Origin of the sequence: Actinomadura sp. NPDC048955 (genome assembly GCF_040649435.1) — a bacterium.
Lineage (GTDB): Bacteria > Actinomycetota > Actinomycetes > Streptosporangiales > Streptosporangiaceae > Spirillospora > Spirillospora luteofluorescens.
The window spans coordinates 79,484-99,847 of sequence record NZ_JBEZJI010000012.1 but is presented as its reverse complement, the minus strand read 5'-3'; the positions used below and the strand labels follow the sequence as shown (position 1 = coordinate 99,847).

The following is a 20,364-nucleotide window of genomic DNA, read 5'->3' as shown; positions in this document are numbered from 1 at the left end:
ATAAAACCGTCCTCCGACGAGGGACCCTCGGTATCAGAAGAGGATCTGCTGGTCGACGACGCGGATCAGGCCGTTGGTGAGATAGCGGACGTCGCTGGGAGTGTTCTGGAGGCTGTTCCATTTGCGCTCTTCACCGTCCCCGAAGTCCCAACTGCCCGAGGTCCAGGCAGCGGCCCGCTTGATGCGCGCCAGTGCGTCGCGGACCACGTGTGTGCCGACGTTGTAGGCAGGCAGTTGTTCCGTAAGGTGGTCCATGACAAACCCCATGGCCTGGATCCCGGCCCCGTGGGTCAGTCGCGATTCCTTGGGAGGCAGTTCCCACGCCTCTGGGAACATCTCCCGCACGATCGCCCAGTAGGAGTTCAGATGCAGCAGCATCTGCTCTACGTCGCCCGAGCCATCGCGAGGGTCCCGGTACTGGTAGAGAGCGCCTTCATAAAGGCTATGCTCGATCATCTTCAGGATGCTGTTGTCCTTGATATAACCGCCAGCCGAGGTGGGCGTCGCGATGGCGCGGTAGAAAGGACCGTTAAACGTGCCGTTAAGGCGCGTCATCAATACCGCGGGAAGTTGCCGACGGGCGTAGGAGGGCGGCAGATGTCCCTTGGTGTCGGGCAATAGTTCGTGAATGAGACCTTTGGGCAGCGGCTTCGTGTTGTTGACGAGGATGAACTGGGCGCGCTGTTCGGTCTCGTCCTCGGCGATGAAGGCCACGGCGGCGACCGGAAACTCCCCGATATCGGCCTCTCTAATGGCGGCGCTGCGTTGCTGGCCATCCACGATCCACGCCGGCTTCTCTTCGTCGCTCAGCGTCTCATCCACCGGAACGATCAGATCACCAGGAGTGGAGTAGGCTGGACTGGCATCCTGCCCCGGTCGCCCGGCCGCGCTCGGTTCAAACCTGACCCGGCCGTCAAATGCAAGGACGATGGAGTTCGGCAGCATAGCGTCCCCCGACTCCAGATACCGGCGGATCGTACGGATGTGGCTAGCGACCTCTGGCCGCTGATAGCCGTGCAACTGCTCCTGGTCATCGCGGCTGATACGGGAGACCGCCGCGAATTCGTGCAGCCGCTTACCATCCACCGCGAAACAGTAAATGCTACGCGAACCTTGCTTGATCTCCAGTGCAGGGAGTCGAAGCGTGTAGCTATCGGCCATTAGTTAGTTCTCCCGCACAGACGACTGGACAATATTTCGGACCTTGCGATTGAAAATAGCCAGATTATGGAACCCTCGGCTCTTGTTTCGCTCAGTTCCTCGGAAGATAATGATCTCGATTCCGCACTTGCGACAGAGGGTGCATTCACAAGCCCTCCATGGCGCCGCTTCCAGGGTCCGTTGGTAAGCGGCGAGGCGACTCTTTTTCTCCGGGACGACGAGTTGCTCGTACTCGCCGAGGATATCGATGACCTTGTCCAGGAGCTCGGGATCCCGATCGTAACCGCGAAGCCGTTTGAGACATTCGCGTTCCGCGGCCTTCACCAGGGACTGCGACACCACCCCTGACAGGATCCGGCGCTTGAGGGCGGGATTGCCGTCCGCCTGCGGCACCCGGATGGCTGTGAATGTCTCTGTGGGGGTGTGGTAGTTGTTACGATCGTCCATGAACGACTGCCGGAACGGCGCCGTGCTGTCGAAACTGGTTACTCCAGACTGCGCGAACTCCTCGATCGAGCCGACTCGTGTAATACCGAGAAGATGCAACTGGGTATCCGGCCGCCGCACCGTGTCGATCTCCTTGAGGCAAGCGAGAATGTCATCGGTCTTCAGTGGGACCATGCCACCTAGAGCAATTCTCTGGTATCCGATTTCCTGAAGGCGCATGACACTGTCGGCGTAACTCGCCGGACTCCACCCCTGGGCGGCCCCGACCGCTTCGATCTCGCATCCCCTCGCTTGCACGCCAGCCAGAAAATCCTCCGCGTATCGGAGTGAGATCTGCCGACGCTTTGCCCAGGCGGGGTTTACTTCTGCGTCCGAAACGTCGGGGTCGTAGCCGAAGATGACATGGTCGATGCTAATCCCGGAGTCGAATCCGCAACCCTCGTAGAAGTCGAGAACTTCATCAACGCTGTAGGGCGGGACTTCCTCATCCGCATAGTTGAATGCGCCACAATCGCCCAGGGTGGCCACATTGTCCGGCAGCCGAAAAAATTTGGAAACGCCGAACCGATAGAGCCGTTCTCGCTGCGGCATCGAGTACTTACCGGAACCCTTGACCGAACCGTCGACGATCGCCTTACTTACGAGGACTCCGTCATAAGGCTGAGGGTTTAGAACCTCGTGCGCGTACCTATCGTCTCGCTGCCGAACCCGGTAGGGGGAGTACTCCTCGTTGAGGAAATCGTAGGTCGGGCTGACCTGGTCTTGGCTGTCGGGGAAGTAGAACCTCACGAGAGCTCCCTGCGGGCGTTCTGGTAGACGCGGATCAGGTGATTGGAGAGCTCTGTCACTTGCCTGCGCGTGTTCTCGATCTCGTTCCAGCGGTGCCCCAGATCCTCCCACGAGCCGGCTGTCCACCGGCAGTGGGGGGCGACCAGGGCAAGGTGCCGCCGAACCTGCTCGGGCGCGTCCGGCCGCAATGGGTCGACTGTCCCTAGGACCCGGTCCATGAGTCGCCCCATGGCTTTGATCCCGGCACCATGCATGAGCCGGCTCTTCTCCGGCGGCTTGCCCCACGCGTCGGGAAAGGTGTCCCGCACAGCCGACCAGTAGATGAACAGGGCCTGGATGATCCCGTCGAAATCGGTCTCGTTACGGCCTAGATCCCGATACGGGAACAAGCATCCGGCGGACGACATCAAACTTTCTTTGATCATGTCCACGACGCCCGTGTCAGTGATGACCGCCTTCGGCTGCTTGCGTCCCACCGTTGAAGGTCGCTTGATCATCTCGAAGAACGGCGAGTTCTCATCGGAGTTCAGGACGTCACACAGGCTGGATGGGGCCTTCTGTATCTGCAGGCGAGGCGGAAGCGGGCTGTCGACCTCGGGAAGCAGTTCAGTGACCAGTCCGCGAGGAAGCGGCCTGGTATTGTTGATCCGGACGAACTGGTCGCGCTGCAACCGGACCGTCTCGGCGACGAACGCCATCACCACCACCGGGAAGTCCTGCCTCCGAGCCTTGGCCAGCGCGATGGCGCGTTGCTGCCCATCGACGATCCAGGCGGGCTTGATTTTACCCTCCTGAGGCAGTGGGATGATGAGCCTTCCCGTGTCGCAGACACCATCGTCGGCATGCCGATTGCCGCCACGGGTGCTCCTGAAACGCACCTGCTCGGACAGCGCCATGATGATGGGGTTAGGCAGGATTGGCGCATCGCTATCCAAGTAGTCCACGATCTCCTGCACGTGCTTGCGCACCTGCGGCCGCTGATAGCCGATCAGCTTTCCGGCCTCATCGCGGCTCACACGGGAGATATCGGCAAACCGCAGGACATCATGGGCGCGGAGCATGAACACATAGAGGGGGTACTCCTCCGCCTGAACAATCCGGAGCGCACGGACCTCGGTTTCCAGAGGCTTGTTCCTGGCCGCCATCAGGACACGATCCCGGCGGAGGAGGCGATCTCGTTGAACAGCGTTCTGAAGCGCGCCTGCTCGCATGATTGGCCAGAGGCACGCAACTGGCGCAGCAAGCGGGTAGCTGAGGTCGGGCCCAGACCGAGGGAACTCCGGATGAAGCTGCGTACTTCGTCGTCGGTGAGCTTAGTCCCCGGTGGGCGTCGCCCAGTTTCCTTGGGGGCAGCAGCTGTGGCTTCGGCCATAAGACGGGTCAGATTGGATCGGCGGAAGGGAACTCCGTTTTCGCGGGAGGCAGCCAGCACGTGGGTCGCCGCACGGACGTTGAGGGACAGGAGGCTTCCGCCGATGGCGGGCCTGAGGGCCGCGGTGACCGGGACGACGAGACGCTCGATCTCATGACAACGACCGCTCGGCCCGATGATCGAGAGATTGTCGCTGTCTTTCAACTGGGAAGCCGCCTGGCTGAGGTCATCGGAGCACGCACGAAGGTAGGCCTCGGACAAAACTGCGACGATGACCGAGTCCGGGTCACGTGCGGCGAGTTCGGTGATTGAGCGGGGCTGCCCAGGCTGAGGTCCCGTCCAAGACGTCAGCCCAGACCACCATCGACGGGTTCCCTCGGTGTTCTCGGCGACCGAATCTTCCTGACCAACGGCGAACGTCGCCGCGTACGCGTCGATCGGGGTTTCGGCGGAAATCAGGCCGTAGCCGGCTGAGCAGACCCATAGGGACGCACCTGAGCCAGCGGTCTTAGCCAACGTCTTAGCCACTTGCCAATGCTCACCCGCGTACATCTGGCTGGCCGGCACACTGGGGGAACCGAAAGACAATCGCTTCACCCATTCGGTGCAGCGCTCCTCGAAATCGTCGACATCGAGATTGCGGAACTGGAGCCGCTCAGCAACCGCTTGACGCTTCCGGTTCGCGCAGGTGACCACTACATGCACGCTCGGCTTAATTCGGCCTGTGCCGTCCGCCATGCTTAGGCCCTCCCAGTCGGGGCCGTCCAGGACACCGCCGCGTAGGCCTGATGGTTGTGGATGCTCTCGTCGTTGACCGCGCGAACGCGGTACAGGCGGATACGCTCCGAGGCGGCCAGTACCTGGGCGACGTTGCGGACCATGTCCTCTACGAAGACAGGATTGTCGTAGCCCGCCATGGTCACGTGGCGTTCATCGGGTCTCTTCAGCAACGCGTAGACAGGCGAGGATGCCGCTGCTTCAGCGATCCCGATGAGCTCGTCAAACCAGAGATCCGTCGGGTGTTCTGCAGGCTTGACGTCGATGGTGATGTGGCCACGCTGGTTATGGGCCCCACGATCGCTGATCGCCTTGCTGCATGGGCAGACACTAGTGACCGGCACATCCGCGCTCAGGACCATCGAGGCACCTTGAGGACCGCTGGAGGCGGCCACCGCGCAGGTGTACTCGATGAATGCTCGAGCACGGGTAACCGGGGCTTCGCGCTCCAGGAAGTACGGGAACGACATCTGAACATAGGCGGAGGCAGTGCCCATGTGCTGACGGAGATCGTCCGCGATACTGGTTACGTTTTGCGGGCTCAACTGGTCCCGGGCGCCGTGGAGCACTTCGATGAAGCGGCTCAGGTGCGCGCCCTTTACCTCGGGTCCGAGACTCACCGACATCGCGACTGTGGCGACAGTTTCTCGCTTTGCCCCTTGTCCATCGGCTACAAGAACCGGATAGCGAAGGCCTTCCACACCGACCTCATCAAGCGGGATCCCGCGAGAATCTGGGGCCGCTTGCACGTCCTCGAGCCTCATGTGTCCCCCCTGTAGATGCAACCCGAGGTGCAAGTCTCACGCACCACGATCGCGGAGAGCGGCAACTGATGGGTCAAGCGATCCCAGATCCACCTGGCGAGAACTTCGCTGGTCGGGTTCTCAAGCCCCGGGACCTCGTTGAGGTAGTAGTGATCAAGCTGCTCCTGGATCGGCTTGAATGCGACCTTGATCTCGGCGAAGTCCATGAGCCATCCGGTGGCCGGATCGACATCGCCGCTAACGTGGACCTCTACGCGGTAACTGTGCCCATGGAGCCTCGCGCACTTGTGCCCGGTCGCTACATTCGGAAGCCGATGAGCGGCTTCGAACGTGAACTCACGGAAGATTTCCATCACCGAATCCCCAGGGTCTTGTGTGTCTGGACGCTCAAGTGCCATTGGGGGTGCTCTAGGCAGTACTCGACCGCCGCCTGGGTGTTGGCCACCAGGTCAGGACCGTCCATCGGCTGCAGCATGAACCGAGTGAAGTCAAGGTCTTCAAAGCGTTCTGGTTCCGCTCCGACCTGGGGGTAGACCAGTTTTAGATCGTTCCCAGATATCAGGACCAACTCCGTGCCGGCCTTCGGACTCACGCAGATCCAGTCGATCCCGTCAGGTGCCGGACGGGTGCCGTTGGTCTCGATGGCGACCTCGAAACCCTCGGCATGCAGGGCGTCGAGCGCCTCGGCATCCAGTTGAAGCAATGGCTCTCCGCCCGTGCACACTACGTAAGGCCGACTACGAGGATGTGACTGTCCCTGCCAAGTCTTGGCCACTGCAGCGGCCAGGTCGACGGCAGTCCCGAACCGCCCGCCACCTGGTCCATCTGTCCCAACGAAGTCGGTATCACAGAACTGGCAGATAGCTCGGTGCCGGTCTTTCTCTCGTCCCGTCCACAAGTTGCAACTGGTAAACCGACAGAACACGGAGGGCCGCCCTGCATGACTTCCTTCTCCTTGCAGGGTGTAAAAAATCTCCTTGACTCTGTACATCTCCGTGGTCAGGCGTTTGCTGAGGAGAAGGAGGGATCCACTAGACCAAGTTCAGCAAAGCCGCGCCCCCGCAGTAGGCACGAGTCGCAGGTCTCACAGGCGCGACCATCGACTGGGTCATAGCAACTGTGAGTCCAGGAGTAGTCCACGCCCAGATCGAGGCCGCGCTGGATGGTTTGGGCTTTAGTCAGTTCGATCAGCGGCGTGTGAATCTTGAGCCGCTGGGTGCCCTCTACGCCGGCCTTGGTCGCCCGGTTGGCCATGTGCTCGTAGGCCTCGATGAACTCGGGACGACAGTCCGGGTACCCACTGTAGTCCATCGCGTTCACTCCGATGAAGACATCGGAAGAGCCGAGCGTCTCCGCCCAGGCGAGCGCGAAGGAGAGAAAGATGGTGTTCCGCGCCGGTACATATGTGATCGGAATCTCGTCCGCGCTGACGTCGTTGACACTCTCGTGATGCGGCACAGCGAGAGCGTCATCGGTCAAGGCTGATCCGCCGAAGACGGCGAGGTTGATGTCTGCGATCACATGCTGAGCGGCCCCCAACTCAGCCGCGACCTTCTTGGCCGCGTCGAGTTCTTCAGTGTGGCGCTGCCCGTACCGGAAGCTCAGCGCGTACGTCTCGTAGTCTTGCTCGCGGGCGATTGCAAGGACAGTGGTCGAGTCCAGGCCTCCACTCAGCAGCACGACTGCTCTGCGCTTGTCACTATTCACTTGCGACCTTCCGCTCGTCGAGGCACCGGGGAAACTACATCACCGTTCGTTGCTCAACGAGGTTACTTTCACGGAAGTCACATCGCAACGCTGACGCGGCGGTCCTACAAGCTGGACCGGCAGGGCGTCGTCACGCGTTGCACCTCGCCATGACCCACTGCAGCCTCGCTGACATGCAGTGTTAGCCCCTTCAAGGCGATCGAGGCAGGGTGAGTCAGAAAGAAACTGCAGCACGAGTGGCTACAGCATGACTGTCAGTTTCTGTTGATCAATCAAGCAGGGGCCTGTGTTCTGTGGGATGTCGGTGACATCCCACAGACACTGTCGCGAGCAGCGCGCTGAGCTGCGTATCGAGCACGCTCATCAGGCGGTGGATGGCCGAGACGGCCTGGTGAAGGGTCGTGCGGCCGGTGAAACCGGGGGGACGGTCACCGACCGCACGACGAGCCGGCCAAAGGAAGGCCGGCGAAGGGCGCACGTCGCGGGGGTGCGGCGCGCGTCCTGGTCTCAGCGCGTGATCAGTGCCCAGGCGGCATGGCCGTCGGCGCAGTCGTACTGCCCGGTCTCATCGGCGTACGCGTCCGCCAGGATCAGTCCGCGTCCGTGCTCAGCCGGATCGACGCTCCGGTCGGTGCGGGCGGCAGCGGGGCCGTCGTCCATGACCGTGAGGCGCGTCCACCGGTTGCTGATGCGGAGTTCGGCCCTGATCCGGCCGCCGGGCCGGCTGCTCGCCGTGTGCAACAGCGCGTTCGTGCCGTACTCGCTGACGACCAACTCGAACGCCTCGCACAGTTCCGCCTCGTCGGCCAGGAGCAGGCGAACCCAGCGACGCAGTAGAGGCACCGCGCTGGTCACTCCGGGGACGTCAACGCGCCAGACGCGGCCGTCCTTGTCCCCCTCGGCGTTCGCCCCGTACCCATTGGCCTGCCGCGCCGTCGGCATCCTCAAGATGGTCGGCGCGCCGTCTGCTTCCGGCGTGATGGGGCTGTCACCGTCCAGGGTTCCGACGGTCTGCGAAGTTGCCTCGGCGCGCTGGACAGTAGGCGATGCCACGGCCCGCAGAGCTATCCTCATCCGTACCTCCTTCGGGAGGGTGAGGCCGCGCGGCCGGGTCAGGGGCTCCAATCCGTAACCCGGCCGCGCGGCTGCTGTGTACTGACCGCCGAGACGCTCCGTCGGGTCAGCCGATCATGATCCAATGCCTGCAGAAGCTCCTGCCATCACAGGTTGTGACTTGCTGCGCACCGTCAGTGTGCCGAGTAGCATGCTGCCGTGCAACTGCTCTCGTGAAATTTCTCCGGAGATGCAAGAGGTGGCGGCTTGACCTCCCCAACCGTTCGACGTCGGCAACTGGGCACGGAACTCCGTCAACTGCGTGAGGCCACGGGTCTCACCGGCGACGAGGTCACCGAGCGCCTGGGTTGGTACGGCGCAAAGGTCTCGCGGATCGAGAAGGGCCGGATCTCGGTCCCGTGGTCGGACGTCGTTGAACTACTCGACCTGTACGAGGTCAGCGACTCCGCCACTCGGGAGGCACTCATCCAGTTGGCCAAGGCGGCACGCCAGAAGGAGTGGTGGCAGCCCTACAGCGACATGCTCAGCAAGAACGCCCGGACCTACATTGGGCTCGAGTCAGCGGCCGAGTCACTTCGGACGTATCAGCCCTCGTCGGTCCCTGGCCTTCTGCAGACCACCGACTACGCGCGAGCGATCATCACTCGCGCTGGCCCGTTGACACTCGGAGAGGACGAGATCGGACGTCGTCTCAGCCTCCGTACGAAGCGCCAGGCCGTCATCGGTGAAGCAGGCAGCCTCCGGCTATGGACAGTGCTGGACGAGGCCGCCCTCTATCGCGAGATCGGAGGGTCCGATGTCATGCGCGCGCAACTCATGCACTTGGTCGAGATGGCGCACCACCCCCAGATCGACATCCAGGTGATGCCGTTCAGCGCAGGTCCACATGCCTCACTCAGCGGCATGATCGGGGTCTTCGGCTTCCCCGGCTCCGACCCGGATGTTGCCTACGTCGACAGCGTCTCGGGAACCCTCTTCTTGGAACGTGCAGCGGACGTGGAGGCTACGAGCACCGCGTTCCAGCACCTCAGCGCGACGGCCCTCAGCCCCGTGGCATCCGTCGACCTGATCAAAGCCGTAGCTCAACGACACCAGACAGGGTAGACAAGTAGGCATGATTCCGGATTTCAGCCGAGCATCTTGGATGAAGAGCACTCGCAGTCAGCAGACGACCGATCAGTGCGTCGAGCTAGCGGGCGCCGGTGGTTACGCGGCCGTGAGGGATTCCAAGGATCCGGAAGGTCCCAAGCTCATCCTCGAAGGCCCGGCTTGGCAGAGGTTCAGGCATCAGATCAAGGCCGGTGCCTTCGACTGAAAGTAAACCGGGCCCAGAAAGCCGGCCCAGCTCCCCGGAAGCGCTGGGTTCCTCCGCGCGGCAGCGGGTGGGCGGGGACAAGACCGCTACTCGTCCAGATAGAGCTGTGCGACGCCCTCCGACATCGGGGGAGACGGTGTGGAGAGGCCGCAGGAACTCATGGCCGTAGTGTCCAGCCCACTACTCGACCATCGTCAGCGTGGGGTGATCGAGCTCCTACGGATTCAGACGCCGTCGTGTCCGCCTCCTGGCAACTCGCCGAGCTTGGCCTTGTTGGTCGCACGATGGGTCGGGAGGCATGGCCGGTGTTCAGGGCGAAGAGAAACGAACTCGGCTTCAACGCTCAGCGGTAGGCAAGAGCGACCTTGAAAATACGGTGGGCCAGATCCGTCCGGCCCTCGTGCATTGGTTCGCTCGCGTAACAAGCGTGCGTAGCTTCCTTTACTTGGTGGGCATTCGAGAGCGCGACCAACGCCGAGTGCGCGGCTGTGCGCGACTCCAGGGATCCGGACGGGCTCAAGCTCGTCCTTGAAGGCCAGGGCCGTTCTCCGTCGGAGGTACTCCAGCACACGAGGCCAGCCCACAGCCCTCAAGCGCTTGGCTCACGACGCCCCTGGCACAGGGCACGCTTCGGACGGCGTTGTCTTCGAGCGGTCCCATGTGGTCGGCTGTCCCGGTGAGCATCGATCAGTTCTTCGGTTACGGGCCTGAGGCTCCGTTCGCCGCCAACGAGGTGTTCACCAACAGGGAGGAGCAGATCGATCGGTGTCATCGCTGGCTGATCGAACACTCCGCACGTGAATGGCCCGTCCCGGCGCTCATGGACTTCCAGCGGCCCGCGGGCAACATCCTCGCGGTGGCCGGAGAGGGCGGCATCGGCAAATCCACCCTGACGCGGCACGTCGCTGACCTCGCGGTTCGGGGAGAGTTGGACGGGCTTCCCAAGAATCGGGCGTGCGCCGTGCTGGACTTCGCAGACCCCGACAGCTCCAGCTTCGAGTCGTTGCTACTGCGTGTCCGGGCTGGGCTGGGGGGTCTGGCGCGTTCCTGGCCGACTTTCGACGTCGCGCTGGCCCTCTACTGGGAGCGCAAGCATCCGGGTGAGTCGCTGGCCGCCTTTCTCGGCAAGGGGTCGGTGGACGGACGGCGAGCAGCGGATCAGGTGAGCGGGACCGTCGACCAGTTCCTCGGCGGGTTCGGCGCGATCAGCGTCACCTACCACGTCTTGGACAAGCTCGGACGCACCGTCGCGCATAAGGCCAAGCTGAAGTCACTGCGCAACGAGTTGCCCGCGCTCGACCCCATCCTCGATGAGCCCGACCCCGACCGGATGCTCGGTTATATGCCCGTCCTGCTATCGGCCGACCTGGAACGCGCCCGAGCCAAGAGGCCCGTGCTCGCGGTGTGCGTTCTCGACACACTGGAGATAGTCCAAGGGCTGCCGGCCGAGCGCGGCGGCCTGGAGGACCTGGTGTCGCGGTTGGTCTACCTGATGCCGAACGTGGCGTTCCTAGCGGCCAGCCGGTTGCCGCTGGGCTGGCACGACCCGGTCCGTGCCCTTGGACTGACCTACGGCGGCGCGCACCGCTGGCCCGATCTCGCCGGACCGGTCCAGCTCAGGCTGGACGGCTTCGACCCGGTGTCCGCGAACGAGTATCTGACGACCCGGCTGACCGTGGACGATCGCCCCGCGATCGACGAGGCGGTGCGGAACCGGATGATCGCCGGATCCGGCGGGTCACCGTTGTATCTGGACCTGTCGGCGAGCCTGTATGGGCAGTACCTCGCGCGCGGCCAGACGCCGCCCCCGGAGGTGTTTGGACTCGGGTTCCCCGAGCTGGTGTTGCGGACGATGAGGGACCTGTCGGAGACCGACCGTGACCTCCTGCGCGCCGCCGCGCTACTCGAAGCGTTCGATGCCGACCTGCTGCAAGCGATGCTCCCGGGCATCCGCCGCCGGCGGATCGAGGCCTTCACCTCCCGCCCGTTCGTCCGGCGTGAGGAGTCGGTGTGGCCCGCCTGCCGGCTGCACGACAACCTCCGCCGCAGTGTTCTGGACTGTGACGCCCACACACCCGATGGATGGACCCTCAACGAACGTCGCGAGCACCTGCAGCGCGCCATCACCCACCTCGCGCAGGTCGCGCTGTCGATCTGGGACGAGGAACAGTCGGCCTCGCTGGCTGAGCGGAGCCGCCGGACCGTCGCCGCGTTCTTACTGCTGTTGCGTGCCGCGATCGAGCACGGCGTACTGCCGCCGGTGCTGGCCGACCTCGCCTACAGTCTGAGCGTCGCCGGCCACTGGCAGGTCCTGGCGTCCCTCCCCGCACCGGACGCAGTACCCGAGCTAATGCGGCTGTCCGCCGTCTCCCGGCTGACCACCCGCGGCGACCTTAACGCCGAGGACCGCTACCAGGCGATGCAGAGGCTGGTTGGTGAGCACGCAACCCCCGAGTCCACCGACCCATTCGCCGACTACTACCGCTGGGAGCTGGGCACCCGCGCCCACGTCGCGGGACACTTGGACGAAGCGATCGGTCACTTGTCGGCGATCACACCCGACGGCTCGCTGATCGGCGCGAGCGCTCTGTTCGGCCTGGCCGACAACGCCCTTCGCCGCGGTGACTACCGGCAGGTCGCCGAACTGATGGACAAAGCCACCGACGAAGGCCTCGACCGCATCCGTGTCGCCGACATGCTCGGCCACACCTACATCCACAACGCCCGCTTCGCCGACGCCGCCCGTCTCTTCGAGACCACGCTGGAAGCCGCCCAAGCCGCGGGAACGCCGCTGTGGGAAGCCCGCGCCCTGCGCCACCTGGCCCTCGCACTCATGTGGTTCGACCCCGACCGCACCCTCGCCCTCGTCCCCCGCGCCCGCGACCTCAACTCCTCCGTCGGGGAACTGATCGGTGTGGCCCAGTGCGACCTGGCCGCCTCCATAGCTCACGCCCTGCGAGGCGAGCACGCGCAGGCCGCAGACCTCTTGGAAAGCGCAGCCCGTCAGTACGAAGAGCTCGGCGCCACCGGGGAACTCACCCCCGCGGAAGCCATCCGGGTACTGCAATACGCCGCCGACGGACGCATCGACCAGGCCACGGCCATCGCCACGCGACTCGCCGCGTCCTCCCAAGGCCCGCAACCCGAGTGCCTACCCGTCTGGGTCCAAGTGACCAGTTGGTGGGCCAGCATCCCTGCCCCGGGGGATGCGGCCCCGCGATGGCTGGACAGCGCCGACACCGCCCTACAGCGCTGGAAGAAACCCCTAGACCAGCTTCGGCGCCAGCACCGTAGGGTGTGCGCACCGCTCGACGTGGCTGACCGAGAGGCGTTCATCCCCACCAACCGGCTACCCGGCGATGTCCTCGATCGCACTGTGCGGTCGGCTTCCGCCTCTCCGGCATTCGATGGGCTCCCCGTCCAGCATGCCGACGACGGGATCATCAACGGGGAAGGCACTGTCATCAAGCTCCAGGGTCGCGCCCATGAGCGCCTGGAGACCGCCCTGCACTTGGAGCACCTCCGCACCGCGACCGGCATCCCGGCCCCACGGCTCCTCGACTACGGCAGTGTTCCTGGCGGCACCTGGTGGGCCGTCCTCGAACGGCTCCCCGGAACACACAGCGACCAGCCGACTCTTGAGCAGCAGCGCGCGCTGGGACGCATGCTGCGCTCGTGGCACTCGCATAGCCTGGCCACCGGCCTGCGGCTGGACGACCCTGGCGCGCTCGGCGTCCTGCTCGGCTGGGCACGTCGCGCCATCCCTCGCGCCTACCCTGCTCTCGCCCAACGTTTCAGCGACGCCTGCGAAGCCATGCAAATGACGCCGATCCACGGGGACGTTGCCGTCGGCCATAACGCGCTGTTCGACGGCGACACCCTCACCGGAGTCCTGGACCCCGGCGCCGTCGAACAGGGGCCACCGATGCTCGACCTGGCCTGGGCGCTTGCCGTGGACCTCCCACACGGCGGGTCAACCGAGCCACTCCTGGAGGGCTACGGCGAGTTCGATCGCGCGGCCCTGGACGCTCTGCTTCCGCTCATGCTGTTGCGCCGGCTCATCGACACCGTCGCCCTGGGAATATCCGGCACAGACGGCCAATGGATAGCCCGTCACCTGCGCGACAACCATCCGGACCTACTGGCACTAGTGGAAGACGAGCTAAGCCTCTAATCCGCCAGGCCCAGCCGCACCGCCCATCGATACGGGATGTAGTCGTCCAGCACGTTGGCCGGCACCGACAACCGCTCACGGAGTTCAGGCTCGTCGTCACGTGCATAGAAGCGGTTCAGCCCGTCGAACAGCGCCAACTTATACCCCGCCGCCAGGACGCCTGGTTCCCACTCATGATGGCTGGGATGCGAGGTCAAAGGCACCGTCGCCTCGATCACGATCGCCCTCGGCCGCCACGCCGTCAGATCCGCCGATGCCAATACGGACGCCTCAGCCCCCTCGACATCCACCTTCAACAGGTCGAACCCTGGCTGCGCGTAATCCGACAGCACCGTCTCCAGCCGCGTCACCTCGACGCTCAACTCCTCACAACGCCATCCATCGGCAAGGTGCAGCGCCAGCACATCCCGCTCCAGAGTGCTGAGGCCACCGCCACCGGTCTTCCCCGGCCCCGGAACGATCCGGAAGAAGCTCGCCGGACCAGACTGCTCCCCGATCGCCACGTCCAGCGTCAAATCACCCGGCCGGGCAGCCCGCAAGCGCTCGAAACGCTCGGGCAACGGCTCAATGTTGACCCCGCGCCATCCGAGCCGATCCACCAAGTTCTTGGTCAGCGACCCCTGGACCGGGTTCCCAGCCCCAACATCCACGAAGAACCCGCCAGGCTGGTCGCCAAAGCCCCGCATCAGCACAACGTCCTCAGCGTTCCCGCCATACGCAACCAGATCACACCCATCCGGCGGCCTCGACCCCATACCGTCAACCGTAACCACGTCGCCTGCTTCGGCCGCGTCGATTGGAAGTCAATTGGCCGGCGCACTCGACACCGGTCAGGCCGCGCAAGGACGCCAGCCACCCGGCGCCGTCTACGGTCGAGTTGACCTCGGTCCCGAGGATCTCGCGGGTCCCATCAGCGTCGACGCCGGTGGCCACCAGCACGTACAAGCTGACGATCTGGCCGCCCTCGCGGATCTTCTGGGTCATGGCGTCCACCCAAACGAACGCATACGGACACCCTCCAAAGGCGGCTGACCAGGGCCTGCTCGGCCCGGCGGCGCCGCCCCAGCAGCCACTCGGGGAAGCGGACCCTGACCGCAGTCTGGGGATGGCCAGCTCAATGATGCCGGCGCAGGTGTCCCAGCTCTGCCCTCGAGAGACGTTTGCCGCGGTTAACCCGCTCGTCCGAACGGGCCCCGTAACCGCGCCGCGCACCGCATCGGCCGCGGCCGACGTGAGCGACTCGGCCCTCGTCTTGACTATCGACCGCAACACATCGGCGTCACACGCCCCAATCTGCTCGGTCAGCCACTCCGAAGTGGTCCCACACTGTTGTCCACGGCCATTGCGTTCATCTCCCTCTAATCTTGGTCGATTCGAAGGATCACGCGTTAACCGTCTCACGTCACGACGCCACGCCCTCTGACCAGGTCAAACTCATACACCACCTCTGTGAACGCAATCAGGCGAGTCGGCTCCCGCATAGTTCAGCGCGGCTCACCCAGGAGCAGTTCGATCTCGGACAACCAGCCCCGTCTGAGGAACTCCCTGAGGATGGCCTTGGCATCAGTTGCCTCCCTAGCAGAGGCAGCGCGAAGCATGGGCTCCACGACATCCGGCAAGCCCGCTGCCTTGCAAGCCCCGACTGCGTCGGCCAGTTCCCCTGGCGGAAGCGTGCGGCCAGCGTGCTCAAGGAAGTGGAGAGCATCAGATGCTCGCCCGTTTTCAATGTATTTCCTCAGCTCGCCGGTCGGCCCCCAGGAGAGCGCTGGCTCTGGACTGGGTTGCCGGTCCGCGTCCGGCCGAGGGACCGGCAACCCAGTCCCCGTGGCGGGCGGGCATTCCGGAGTGGCCGGCGGTTCCTTCGACTGAGCTTCCTGTGATTCCCGGAGCTTCCTGAGCATCGCATGCTCGGCACTCGCTTGGACCAGGAGGTCCAGGGCTTCCTCCAGAGTCCATGGAAGTTCCTCGCCGTGCCCCAGCCGGGCTTGGGCCTGGTGCCAGAGCTTCGTCAAGGTGCGGGAGGCGGGCAGCCGCTTTCCGTGTGCGAGGTGACTCAGCGAGGGCGGTCTGATATCGAGCAGTCCGCTGATCTCCGCCGAGCTCAACTGGCGGTCATCCTCTCGGATGCACTTGCAGAGATGCCGTATCAGCCGTACGAGCTCAAGCCGCAGGGGGGAGAGCTCTGCTACAGGTTCGTGTGTGAACTGACTGCGCTGAGCCATGCGCTTCCCCTCGTCTGCTCTTTGGGAGAGATCTTGCCATAGCAAATCCTTGCTAGGGACAGGATAACCGGATCGTTCTTAGTTGAAACTTAAATTAGCCAAACCGGCTATGATTAGCCACGGTTGCAAATTCTTCAGCATGGCTAACTTTGAATTCGAGTGGCGAATCGGCCGACAGTGTGGCTTAATCTAAGAATCCTCGGCCGGGAAGCGGCCGAACGGGGTTCGTTTCAGAGCAGATGATCAGGAGAGCGAGATGGCGCTGCCGTCATGGCGGGAGACGAAGGTGGGGACGATGAAGAGAGTTGCCCTCTGGCTGGTCTCCGAAGTTGGTGTCGGCGAGGTCTTTACCAAGGAAGAGCTTCGCGGGTCGTTCCCCGGGGTTTCGCAGGTAGACCGGCGGATGCGTGACCTACGTGATCACGGCTGGCGTATCGACACCAACCGCGAAGACGCGTCACTTGGCGCCCACGAGCAGCGGTTCGTGGAGATGGGGGAGCCTGTATGGGAGCCGGGGAAGGCCACTAGGGCGCAGACCTCGATTACCGCTGTGCAGCGGCGTGAGTTGATGCGCAAAGACGGGAACCTCTGCCGGTTCTGCGGTATCGGCCCAGGAGAACGGTACGCCGGTACGTACGAGACAGCGCAGCTTGATATCGCGCGGAGACAGGTCCGGCAGGCTGACGGAATTTCAGTGGTTAGGTACGTGGTGGAATGCAAACGCTGCCGCCTGGGAGGACGGGACCTTGCTGTGGACACCGGCCAGTTCGCCGCTCGCATCAACGCTCTCTCTGGCATCGAGCGGGAGATCTTCGCTACCTGGCTGAAGAACGACCAGCGCGAGCACAGCAAGCTGGAGCGCTTGTGGGCGGAGTACCGGACCTTGCCGGCGGACTCCCGCGAGGAGATCCGGAAGTCAATCGAGCCACTTCTTTAGGAGCGGTTCTGGAGTAACCCGCGCAGACCTAGCAATCACCAGGAGATATCTGTGAGTAAGGACTTCGGCGAGCCGCCCCGGGCAGCGGAGAACCGTGCCATGGTCGAGCAGCTACTGAAAGAGGCCCACGATGCCGACGGCATCAAGGAGACGGTGACAATCGAGTGGCGCGGTCAGCCTCGCCACATGGAGGTCATCGACGTCCCCATCGATTCGACCTACTACAACCCGGCGACCCACCGCATCCGGGCGCAACGGAGTCACGACCCCGCGCGGGACGCCCAGCTGGAGGCGGACCCCTGGAGCGACGATAGCCAGGACTACCTCCAGTACCTCCTCCGAGCGCTGCCTTCCAACCCTGCCGAGCGCGACAACCGGTATGACCAGCTGAGAGACAACCTGCGGGATTTCAAGCAGAGCGAACCGGGCCTGATCACTCGGGAGGGCGTACTGGTCAACGGCAACACCCGACGAGCGGCGCTAAAGGAGCTGGGCAGCTCTCACATCAGAGTGGCGGTGCTGCCGGCGTCCTGTACGTGGGCCGATGTCAGCGCTGTAGAACTGGCTCTGCAGCTGCGGAACGACCGGCGCAGAGACTACTCCTATATCAACTACATCTTCGCTCTGGAGGAGCAGCTTGCCACGGGACGCCCGATTGAGGATGTCGCCAGAGATTTCCACAAACGGGTCGACACCTGCCAACGCGACCTGTGGATCTTGAACTTGCTGAGGGACCTCATCAAGCGGAGTGAACAGGGCGGTGCGCGGCTTCGCCTTCTGGATTTTGAGGACGCGGCTGGCAAGCTTCAGGAGCTCCATCGGCGTTACATCAAAGAGTCCGCTTCCAGCAAAGACAAGGCGGAAATGCTGAAAGAGACGAGGCTTGCCGCCATCGTCATGGACTTTTCCAAGACGGATGTCCGGCTGATCGAGCCCGACTTCAGGAGGCGCTATGTAGACCGGCTCCTTCCGGAGGAGATCAAAGATGCCCTCCGGCACAGCGCCTCCGCCGCAGGCTCCGTCAAGATTCCAGGGATCAGCAGGCCTGTGAGCTCCGGTGGGCCACAAGTAACGGAGGCGAAGGCGCTCACGGACATGGTCCTCAAGGGCAAGGTAATCAGCGTGGCCGATGGCCAACTGCCCAGCGAAGACGACAAGGCAGCAGCCCAGCGATATGAGGAGCTGAAGGAGGTGTTCGATAGGGCGATGGAGCCGGCGGGCAAGGACGCCCGGGTCCGCAAGCGGAAGCAGGCGGCCCCCGATCGGCTTATGGAGGCCTGTAACAGCATCGATCAATGCATCACCGACATTGGGTACGCACGCGCGAGCCGCAGCCTGGATGAGGAGGCCCTTGACGAAGCACTCCTCAACGTGCGCCAGACGCTGGGCCGACTCGCGGCCGAGGTCGCGCGGACTATCCAGATGGATCCAGGCGACGGGGCTGCCTGGCTGTTGGATGCTGCCCGCAGGGGGAACTGGTGACGTCCGCGCAGCAAGCTTCACTCGCTATCGGTTTTGATGCCAGCCGGACCAAGGCCGTGCTTCGAGCCGACGCGGGCAGGGAGGGGGAATTCGCCAGCTTGGCTATACGGTTTCCTGGTGCGAGCCAGAGCGGACCCCTTAGCGCCGAGGTGGAACTCGACGATTTCCTCACGGGTATTGAGGCGCTCGCAGACTGGCCTGAGCCGGAATCTGTGCGCTGGGATCCAGGACTCGTCCAACTGGTTGAAGAGGTACTGGAAGACGCGGACCGGGCCGCAGCACGCATCCACCAGGAAGACGGGGAAGACGCAGCGGTCCACCCCGACGACTTGCCTGGGCTTCTGGGCGCTGACTGGGATGCGGACCTGACCTCCTTCCAGCAGCGTGACATCGCCCGCCTGCTCTCGCTGCGCCATGGCGCGAACTTCAGCGTGCCTGGAGCAGGCAAGACCCGGGTCGCGCTCGCTGTCTACGCCGCCCTCAGAGCACAGGGTGATGTCAGGCGGCTCCTAGTGGTGGCCCCGAAGTCGGCATTCGACTCTTGGCGCTTTGAGGCGGCGACATGCTTCACGTCTCCGCTGCGAACGGGCTTCATGGACAAGCGGATGCCCGGCGGCTGTGAAGTGCTGGTGGTCAACTACGAGCGTCTCGACCGGGGCTTGGACGGCCTGGCCGGCTGGCTGCGGGCTGCGCCCGCGATGCTCATCCTGGACGAGGCACATCGAATGAAACTGGGCGCGCGAGGCGTCTACGGCTCCGCATGCCTCGCGCTGGGCCCGCTGAGCCGGCGGCGCCTGATTCTTACGGGGACGCCTGCCCCGAACGGGGCTCGTGACCTGGAGAACCTGTTGTCGTTCGTCTGGCCTGGCCACGGTCGGCGAGTGGTGGTGAATGCCGTTGCGGGAGGCGACCTCGGCAGGGCAAGTGAGGTGCTGCGGCCATTGTTCACGCGGACGACCAAGGCTGAGCTCGGCCTACCACCTTTTCAGCCGGTGATCAGGCCCGTCACCATGCCGCCTCTACACCGCGAGATATATGACGCACTGGTGGGCCGCTACACCGCACGCGCGGAAGCGTCCCGCAGCGATCTCGACGCCCTAGGACGCGCACTCTTGCGCCTCCTCATGGCAGCAACCAGCCCGGCGCTGCTCGTGGAGGGCAGCAGCCGGTACGAACCTCTGGGATACCAGGTCCCCCCACTGGTCCCGCCCGCGGGGGGCTCGCTCATCAGGTTGCTGGAGAATCTGCCGAAGTATGAGATTCCGCCGAAGTACGAGGAGGTTATGCGGATCGTCAGAGATAACGCGGCCAAGAATCGGAAAACCCTTGTCTGGAGCACTTTTGTCCGAAATTTGACCACGCTGGAGAATATTCTCGCGCCGTTCCGGCCCGCCATGGTATTCGGTGGGACTACTGACCGGGATGAGGAGTTGCGCAGGTTCCGGAACGACCCGGACTGCTTCGTCTTGCTTTCCAACCCGGCGACCCTTGGTGAGGGTATCAGCTTGCACTGGGAATGCCACGACGCCGTCTATGTGGATCGGGATTTTATAGCAGGGCGATACCTGCAAAGTCTCGACCGCATTCATCGTCTCGGACTGGAACCCGGCACCGAGACAAATGTGACCATCCTCGCGGCTCGCGAAACGGTTGACGAGGTGGTCGCGAAGCGCCTCACCGAGAAACTGGAATTCATGGGAAGAATACTCGATGACCCGTCCATTCGGCAGCTTGGTGACCTTGAGGAGGAAGGTCCGGTGGTGGGCGGGATGGACGGCCAGGACATCGATGCTCTGCTAGGGCATCTCGGTAAGGCTGCGCGCCGGTCAGGCCGCCGGAATGTCGAGCCTCTTAGCTGATCTTAGTGCGATGTCATGGTGGCAATAGATTCAACCAATGGCCCTCTTGGCCGAGAAATGTCTTGAAGAGACATCCCGAGATCGGAGCCGCTGCGCTCTTTTCGAGCCTGACGAACCGATTGTCGCTGAGACCCCGACGTTTTTAGGGCCAGGGCTTTCGGTCGTAGCCTGTCGGCGAGTTCGACGGCAGGCTGCACCAAAGACATTCGAGTACCCGATCACGCCCCGAGCGGCAGGGCTGATGGTTGACATCGCGACCCGACCTCCGGTGCCATCTTGCCGAT

Annotated in this window: 17 protein-coding genes and 1 pseudogene; 6 read left to right on the top strand and 12 right to left on the bottom strand. The window is 63.8% G+C overall.

Going from position 1 to position 20,364, the window contains the following annotated elements; translation table 11 throughout:
* Positions 1–33: 33 nt before the first annotated feature.
* The 9 genes from dbpB (AB0C84_RS14915) to AB0C84_RS14875 form a co-directional block, all read right to left on the bottom strand.
* Complete coding sequence (gene dbpB / locus AB0C84_RS14915) at positions 34–1,161, bottom strand: DGQHR domain-containing protein DpdB (protein WP_361065714.1); 1,128 nt, start codon at positions 1,159–1,161, stop codon at positions 34–36.
* A 3-nt stretch (positions 1,162–1,164) separates the two neighbouring features.
* Positions 1,165–2,397: a tRNA-guanine transglycosylase DpdA gene (dpdA, locus tag AB0C84_RS14910; RefSeq protein WP_361065711.1), complete on the bottom strand. Its 1,233-nt coding sequence runs from the start codon at positions 2,395–2,397 to the stop codon at positions 1,165–1,167.
* Positions 2,394–3,542 (bottom strand): DGQHR domain-containing protein DpdB, encoded by a 1,149-nt coding sequence (dbpB, locus tag AB0C84_RS14905; RefSeq protein ID WP_361065709.1) that lies wholly within the window; start codon positions 3,540–3,542, stop codon positions 2,394–2,396. The genes dpdA and dbpB (AB0C84_RS14905) overlap by 4 nt, the downstream gene beginning before the upstream one ends.
* Complete coding sequence (locus AB0C84_RS14900) at positions 3,542–4,507, bottom strand: hypothetical protein (RefSeq protein WP_361065706.1); 966 nt, start codon at positions 4,505–4,507, stop codon at positions 3,542–3,544. The genes dbpB (AB0C84_RS14905) and AB0C84_RS14900 overlap by 1 nt, the downstream gene beginning before the upstream one ends.
* A gap of 2 nt (positions 4,508–4,509) precedes the next feature.
* Entirely contained in the window at positions 4,510–5,310 is an 801-nt protein-coding gene (gene folE2, locus AB0C84_RS14895; RefSeq protein ID WP_361065703.1) for a GTP cyclohydrolase FolE2, read from the bottom strand.
* On the bottom strand, positions 5,307–5,663 hold the full coding sequence (gene queD, locus AB0C84_RS14890; RefSeq protein WP_361065699.1) for a 6-carboxytetrahydropterin synthase QueD: 357 nt from the start codon (positions 5,661–5,663) through the stop codon (positions 5,307–5,309). Before queD ends, folE2 begins: the two co-directional genes overlap by 4 nt.
* A complete protein-coding gene (gene queE, locus AB0C84_RS14885) occupies positions 5,663–6,301 on the bottom strand; it encodes a 7-carboxy-7-deazaguanine synthase (RefSeq protein WP_361065696.1) in 639 nt (212 codons plus the stop codon). Before queE ends, queD begins: the two co-directional genes overlap by 1 nt.
* Before the next feature lie 8 nt (positions 6,302–6,309).
* A complete protein-coding gene (gene queC, locus AB0C84_RS14880; RefSeq protein ID WP_361065693.1) occupies positions 6,310–7,017 on the bottom strand; it encodes a 7-cyano-7-deazaguanine synthase QueC in 708 nt (235 codons plus the stop codon).
* 507 nt (positions 7,018–7,524) lie between these two features.
* A complete protein-coding gene (locus AB0C84_RS14875; protein WP_361065690.1) occupies positions 7,525–7,959 on the bottom strand; it encodes an ATP-binding protein in 435 nt (144 codons plus the stop codon).
* 378 nt (positions 7,960–8,337) lie between these two features.
* On the opposite strand from AB0C84_RS14875, the gene AB0C84_RS14870 reads away from it, so the two are divergent.
* From AB0C84_RS14870 to AB0C84_RS14860, 3 genes are all read left to right on the top strand, one after another.
* Complete coding sequence (locus tag AB0C84_RS14870; protein WP_361065687.1) at positions 8,338–9,195, top strand: helix-turn-helix transcriptional regulator; 858 nt, start codon at positions 8,338–8,340, stop codon at positions 9,193–9,195.
* 10 nt (positions 9,196–9,205) lie between these two features.
* On the top strand, positions 9,206–9,406 hold the full coding sequence (locus tag AB0C84_RS14865; protein ID WP_089310690.1) for a DUF397 domain-containing protein: 201 nt from the start codon (positions 9,206–9,208) through the stop codon (positions 9,404–9,406).
* Between the two features lie 676 nt (positions 9,407–10,082).
* Positions 10,083–13,580, top strand: coding sequence for an aminoglycoside phosphotransferase family protein (locus AB0C84_RS14860; RefSeq protein WP_361065684.1), 3,498 nt, complete (start codon positions 10,083–10,085; stop codon positions 13,578–13,580).
* Here the strand turns inward: AB0C84_RS14860 and AB0C84_RS14855 are convergent.
* From AB0C84_RS14855 to AB0C84_RS14845, 3 genes and pseudogenes are all read right to left on the bottom strand, one after another.
* Positions 13,577–14,266 carry an FkbM family methyltransferase gene (locus AB0C84_RS14855; protein WP_361065891.1) on the bottom strand — a complete coding sequence of 230 codons (690 nt, stop codon included), beginning with the start codon at positions 14,264–14,266 and terminating at the stop codon, positions 13,577–13,579. The two genes, AB0C84_RS14860 and AB0C84_RS14855, sit on opposite strands and share 4 nt — an antisense overlap.
* A 73-nt stretch (positions 14,267–14,339) precedes the next feature.
* Positions 14,340–14,981, bottom strand: a pseudogene (locus AB0C84_RS14850) (transposase).
* 83 nt (positions 14,982–15,064) lie between these two features.
* Entirely contained in the window at positions 15,065–15,802 is a 738-nt protein-coding gene (locus AB0C84_RS14845) for a hypothetical protein (protein WP_361065681.1), read from the bottom strand.
* Positions 15,803–16,058: 256 nt separating this feature from the next.
* On the opposite strand from AB0C84_RS14845, the gene AB0C84_RS14840 reads away from it, so the two are divergent.
* From AB0C84_RS14840 to AB0C84_RS14830, 3 genes are read left to right on the top strand one after another with little or no spacing between them, the layout of a single operon-like run.
* Entirely contained in the window at positions 16,059–16,739 is a 681-nt protein-coding gene (locus AB0C84_RS14840) for a hypothetical protein (RefSeq protein ID WP_361065678.1), read from the top strand.
* A gap of 51 nt (positions 16,740–16,790) precedes the next feature.
* A complete protein-coding gene (locus AB0C84_RS14835) occupies positions 16,791–18,221 on the top strand; it encodes a transcriptional regulator (protein ID WP_361065675.1) in 1,431 nt (476 codons plus the stop codon).
* A complete protein-coding gene (locus tag AB0C84_RS14830) occupies positions 18,218–20,080 on the top strand; it encodes a DEAD/DEAH box helicase (RefSeq protein ID WP_361065672.1) in 1,863 nt (620 codons plus the stop codon). The genes AB0C84_RS14835 and AB0C84_RS14830 overlap by 4 nt, the downstream gene beginning before the upstream one ends.
* Positions 20,081–20,364 lie beyond the last annotated feature (284 nt).

Bases quoted from the DNA above. Each gene is read 5' to 3' on its own strand.
- dbpB (WP_361065714.1), bottom strand. From the start codon at position 1,161: ATGGCCGATAGCTACACGCTTCGACTCCCTGCACTGGAGATCAAGCAA.
- dbpB (WP_361065709.1), bottom strand. From the start codon at position 3,542: ATGGCGGCCAGGAACAAGCCTCTGGAAACCGAGGTCCGTGCGCTCCGG.
- AB0C84_RS14900 (WP_361065706.1), bottom strand. From the start codon at position 4,507: ATGGCGGACGGCACAGGCCGAATTAAGCCGAGCGTGCATGTAGTGGTC.
- folE2 (WP_361065703.1), bottom strand. From the start codon at position 5,310: ATGAGGCTCGAGGACGTGCAAGCGGCCCCAGATTCTCGCGGGATCCCG.
- queD (WP_361065699.1), bottom strand. From the start codon at position 5,663: ATGGAAATCTTCCGTGAGTTCACGTTCGAAGCCGCTCATCGGCTTCCG.
- queE (WP_361065696.1), bottom strand. From the start codon at position 6,301: ATGTACAGAGTCAAGGAGATTTTTTACACCCTGCAAGGAGAAGGAAGT.
- AB0C84_RS14875 (WP_361065690.1), bottom strand. From the start codon at position 7,959: ATGCCGACGGCGCGGCAGGCCAATGGGTACGGGGCGAACGCCGAGGGG.
- AB0C84_RS14865 (WP_089310690.1), top strand. From the start codon at position 9,206: ATGATTCCGGATTTCAGCCGAGCATCTTGGATGAAGAGCACTCGCAGT.
- AB0C84_RS14855 (WP_361065891.1), bottom strand. From the start codon at position 14,266: ATGCGGGGCTTTGGCGACCAGCCTGGCGGGTTCTTCGTGGATGTTGGG.
- AB0C84_RS14845 (WP_361065681.1), bottom strand. From the start codon at position 15,802: ATGGCTCAGCGCAGTCAGTTCACACACGAACCTGTAGCAGAGCTCTCC.
- AB0C84_RS14840 (WP_361065678.1), top strand. From the start codon at position 16,059: ATGGCGCTGCCGTCATGGCGGGAGACGAAGGTGGGGACGATGAAGAGA.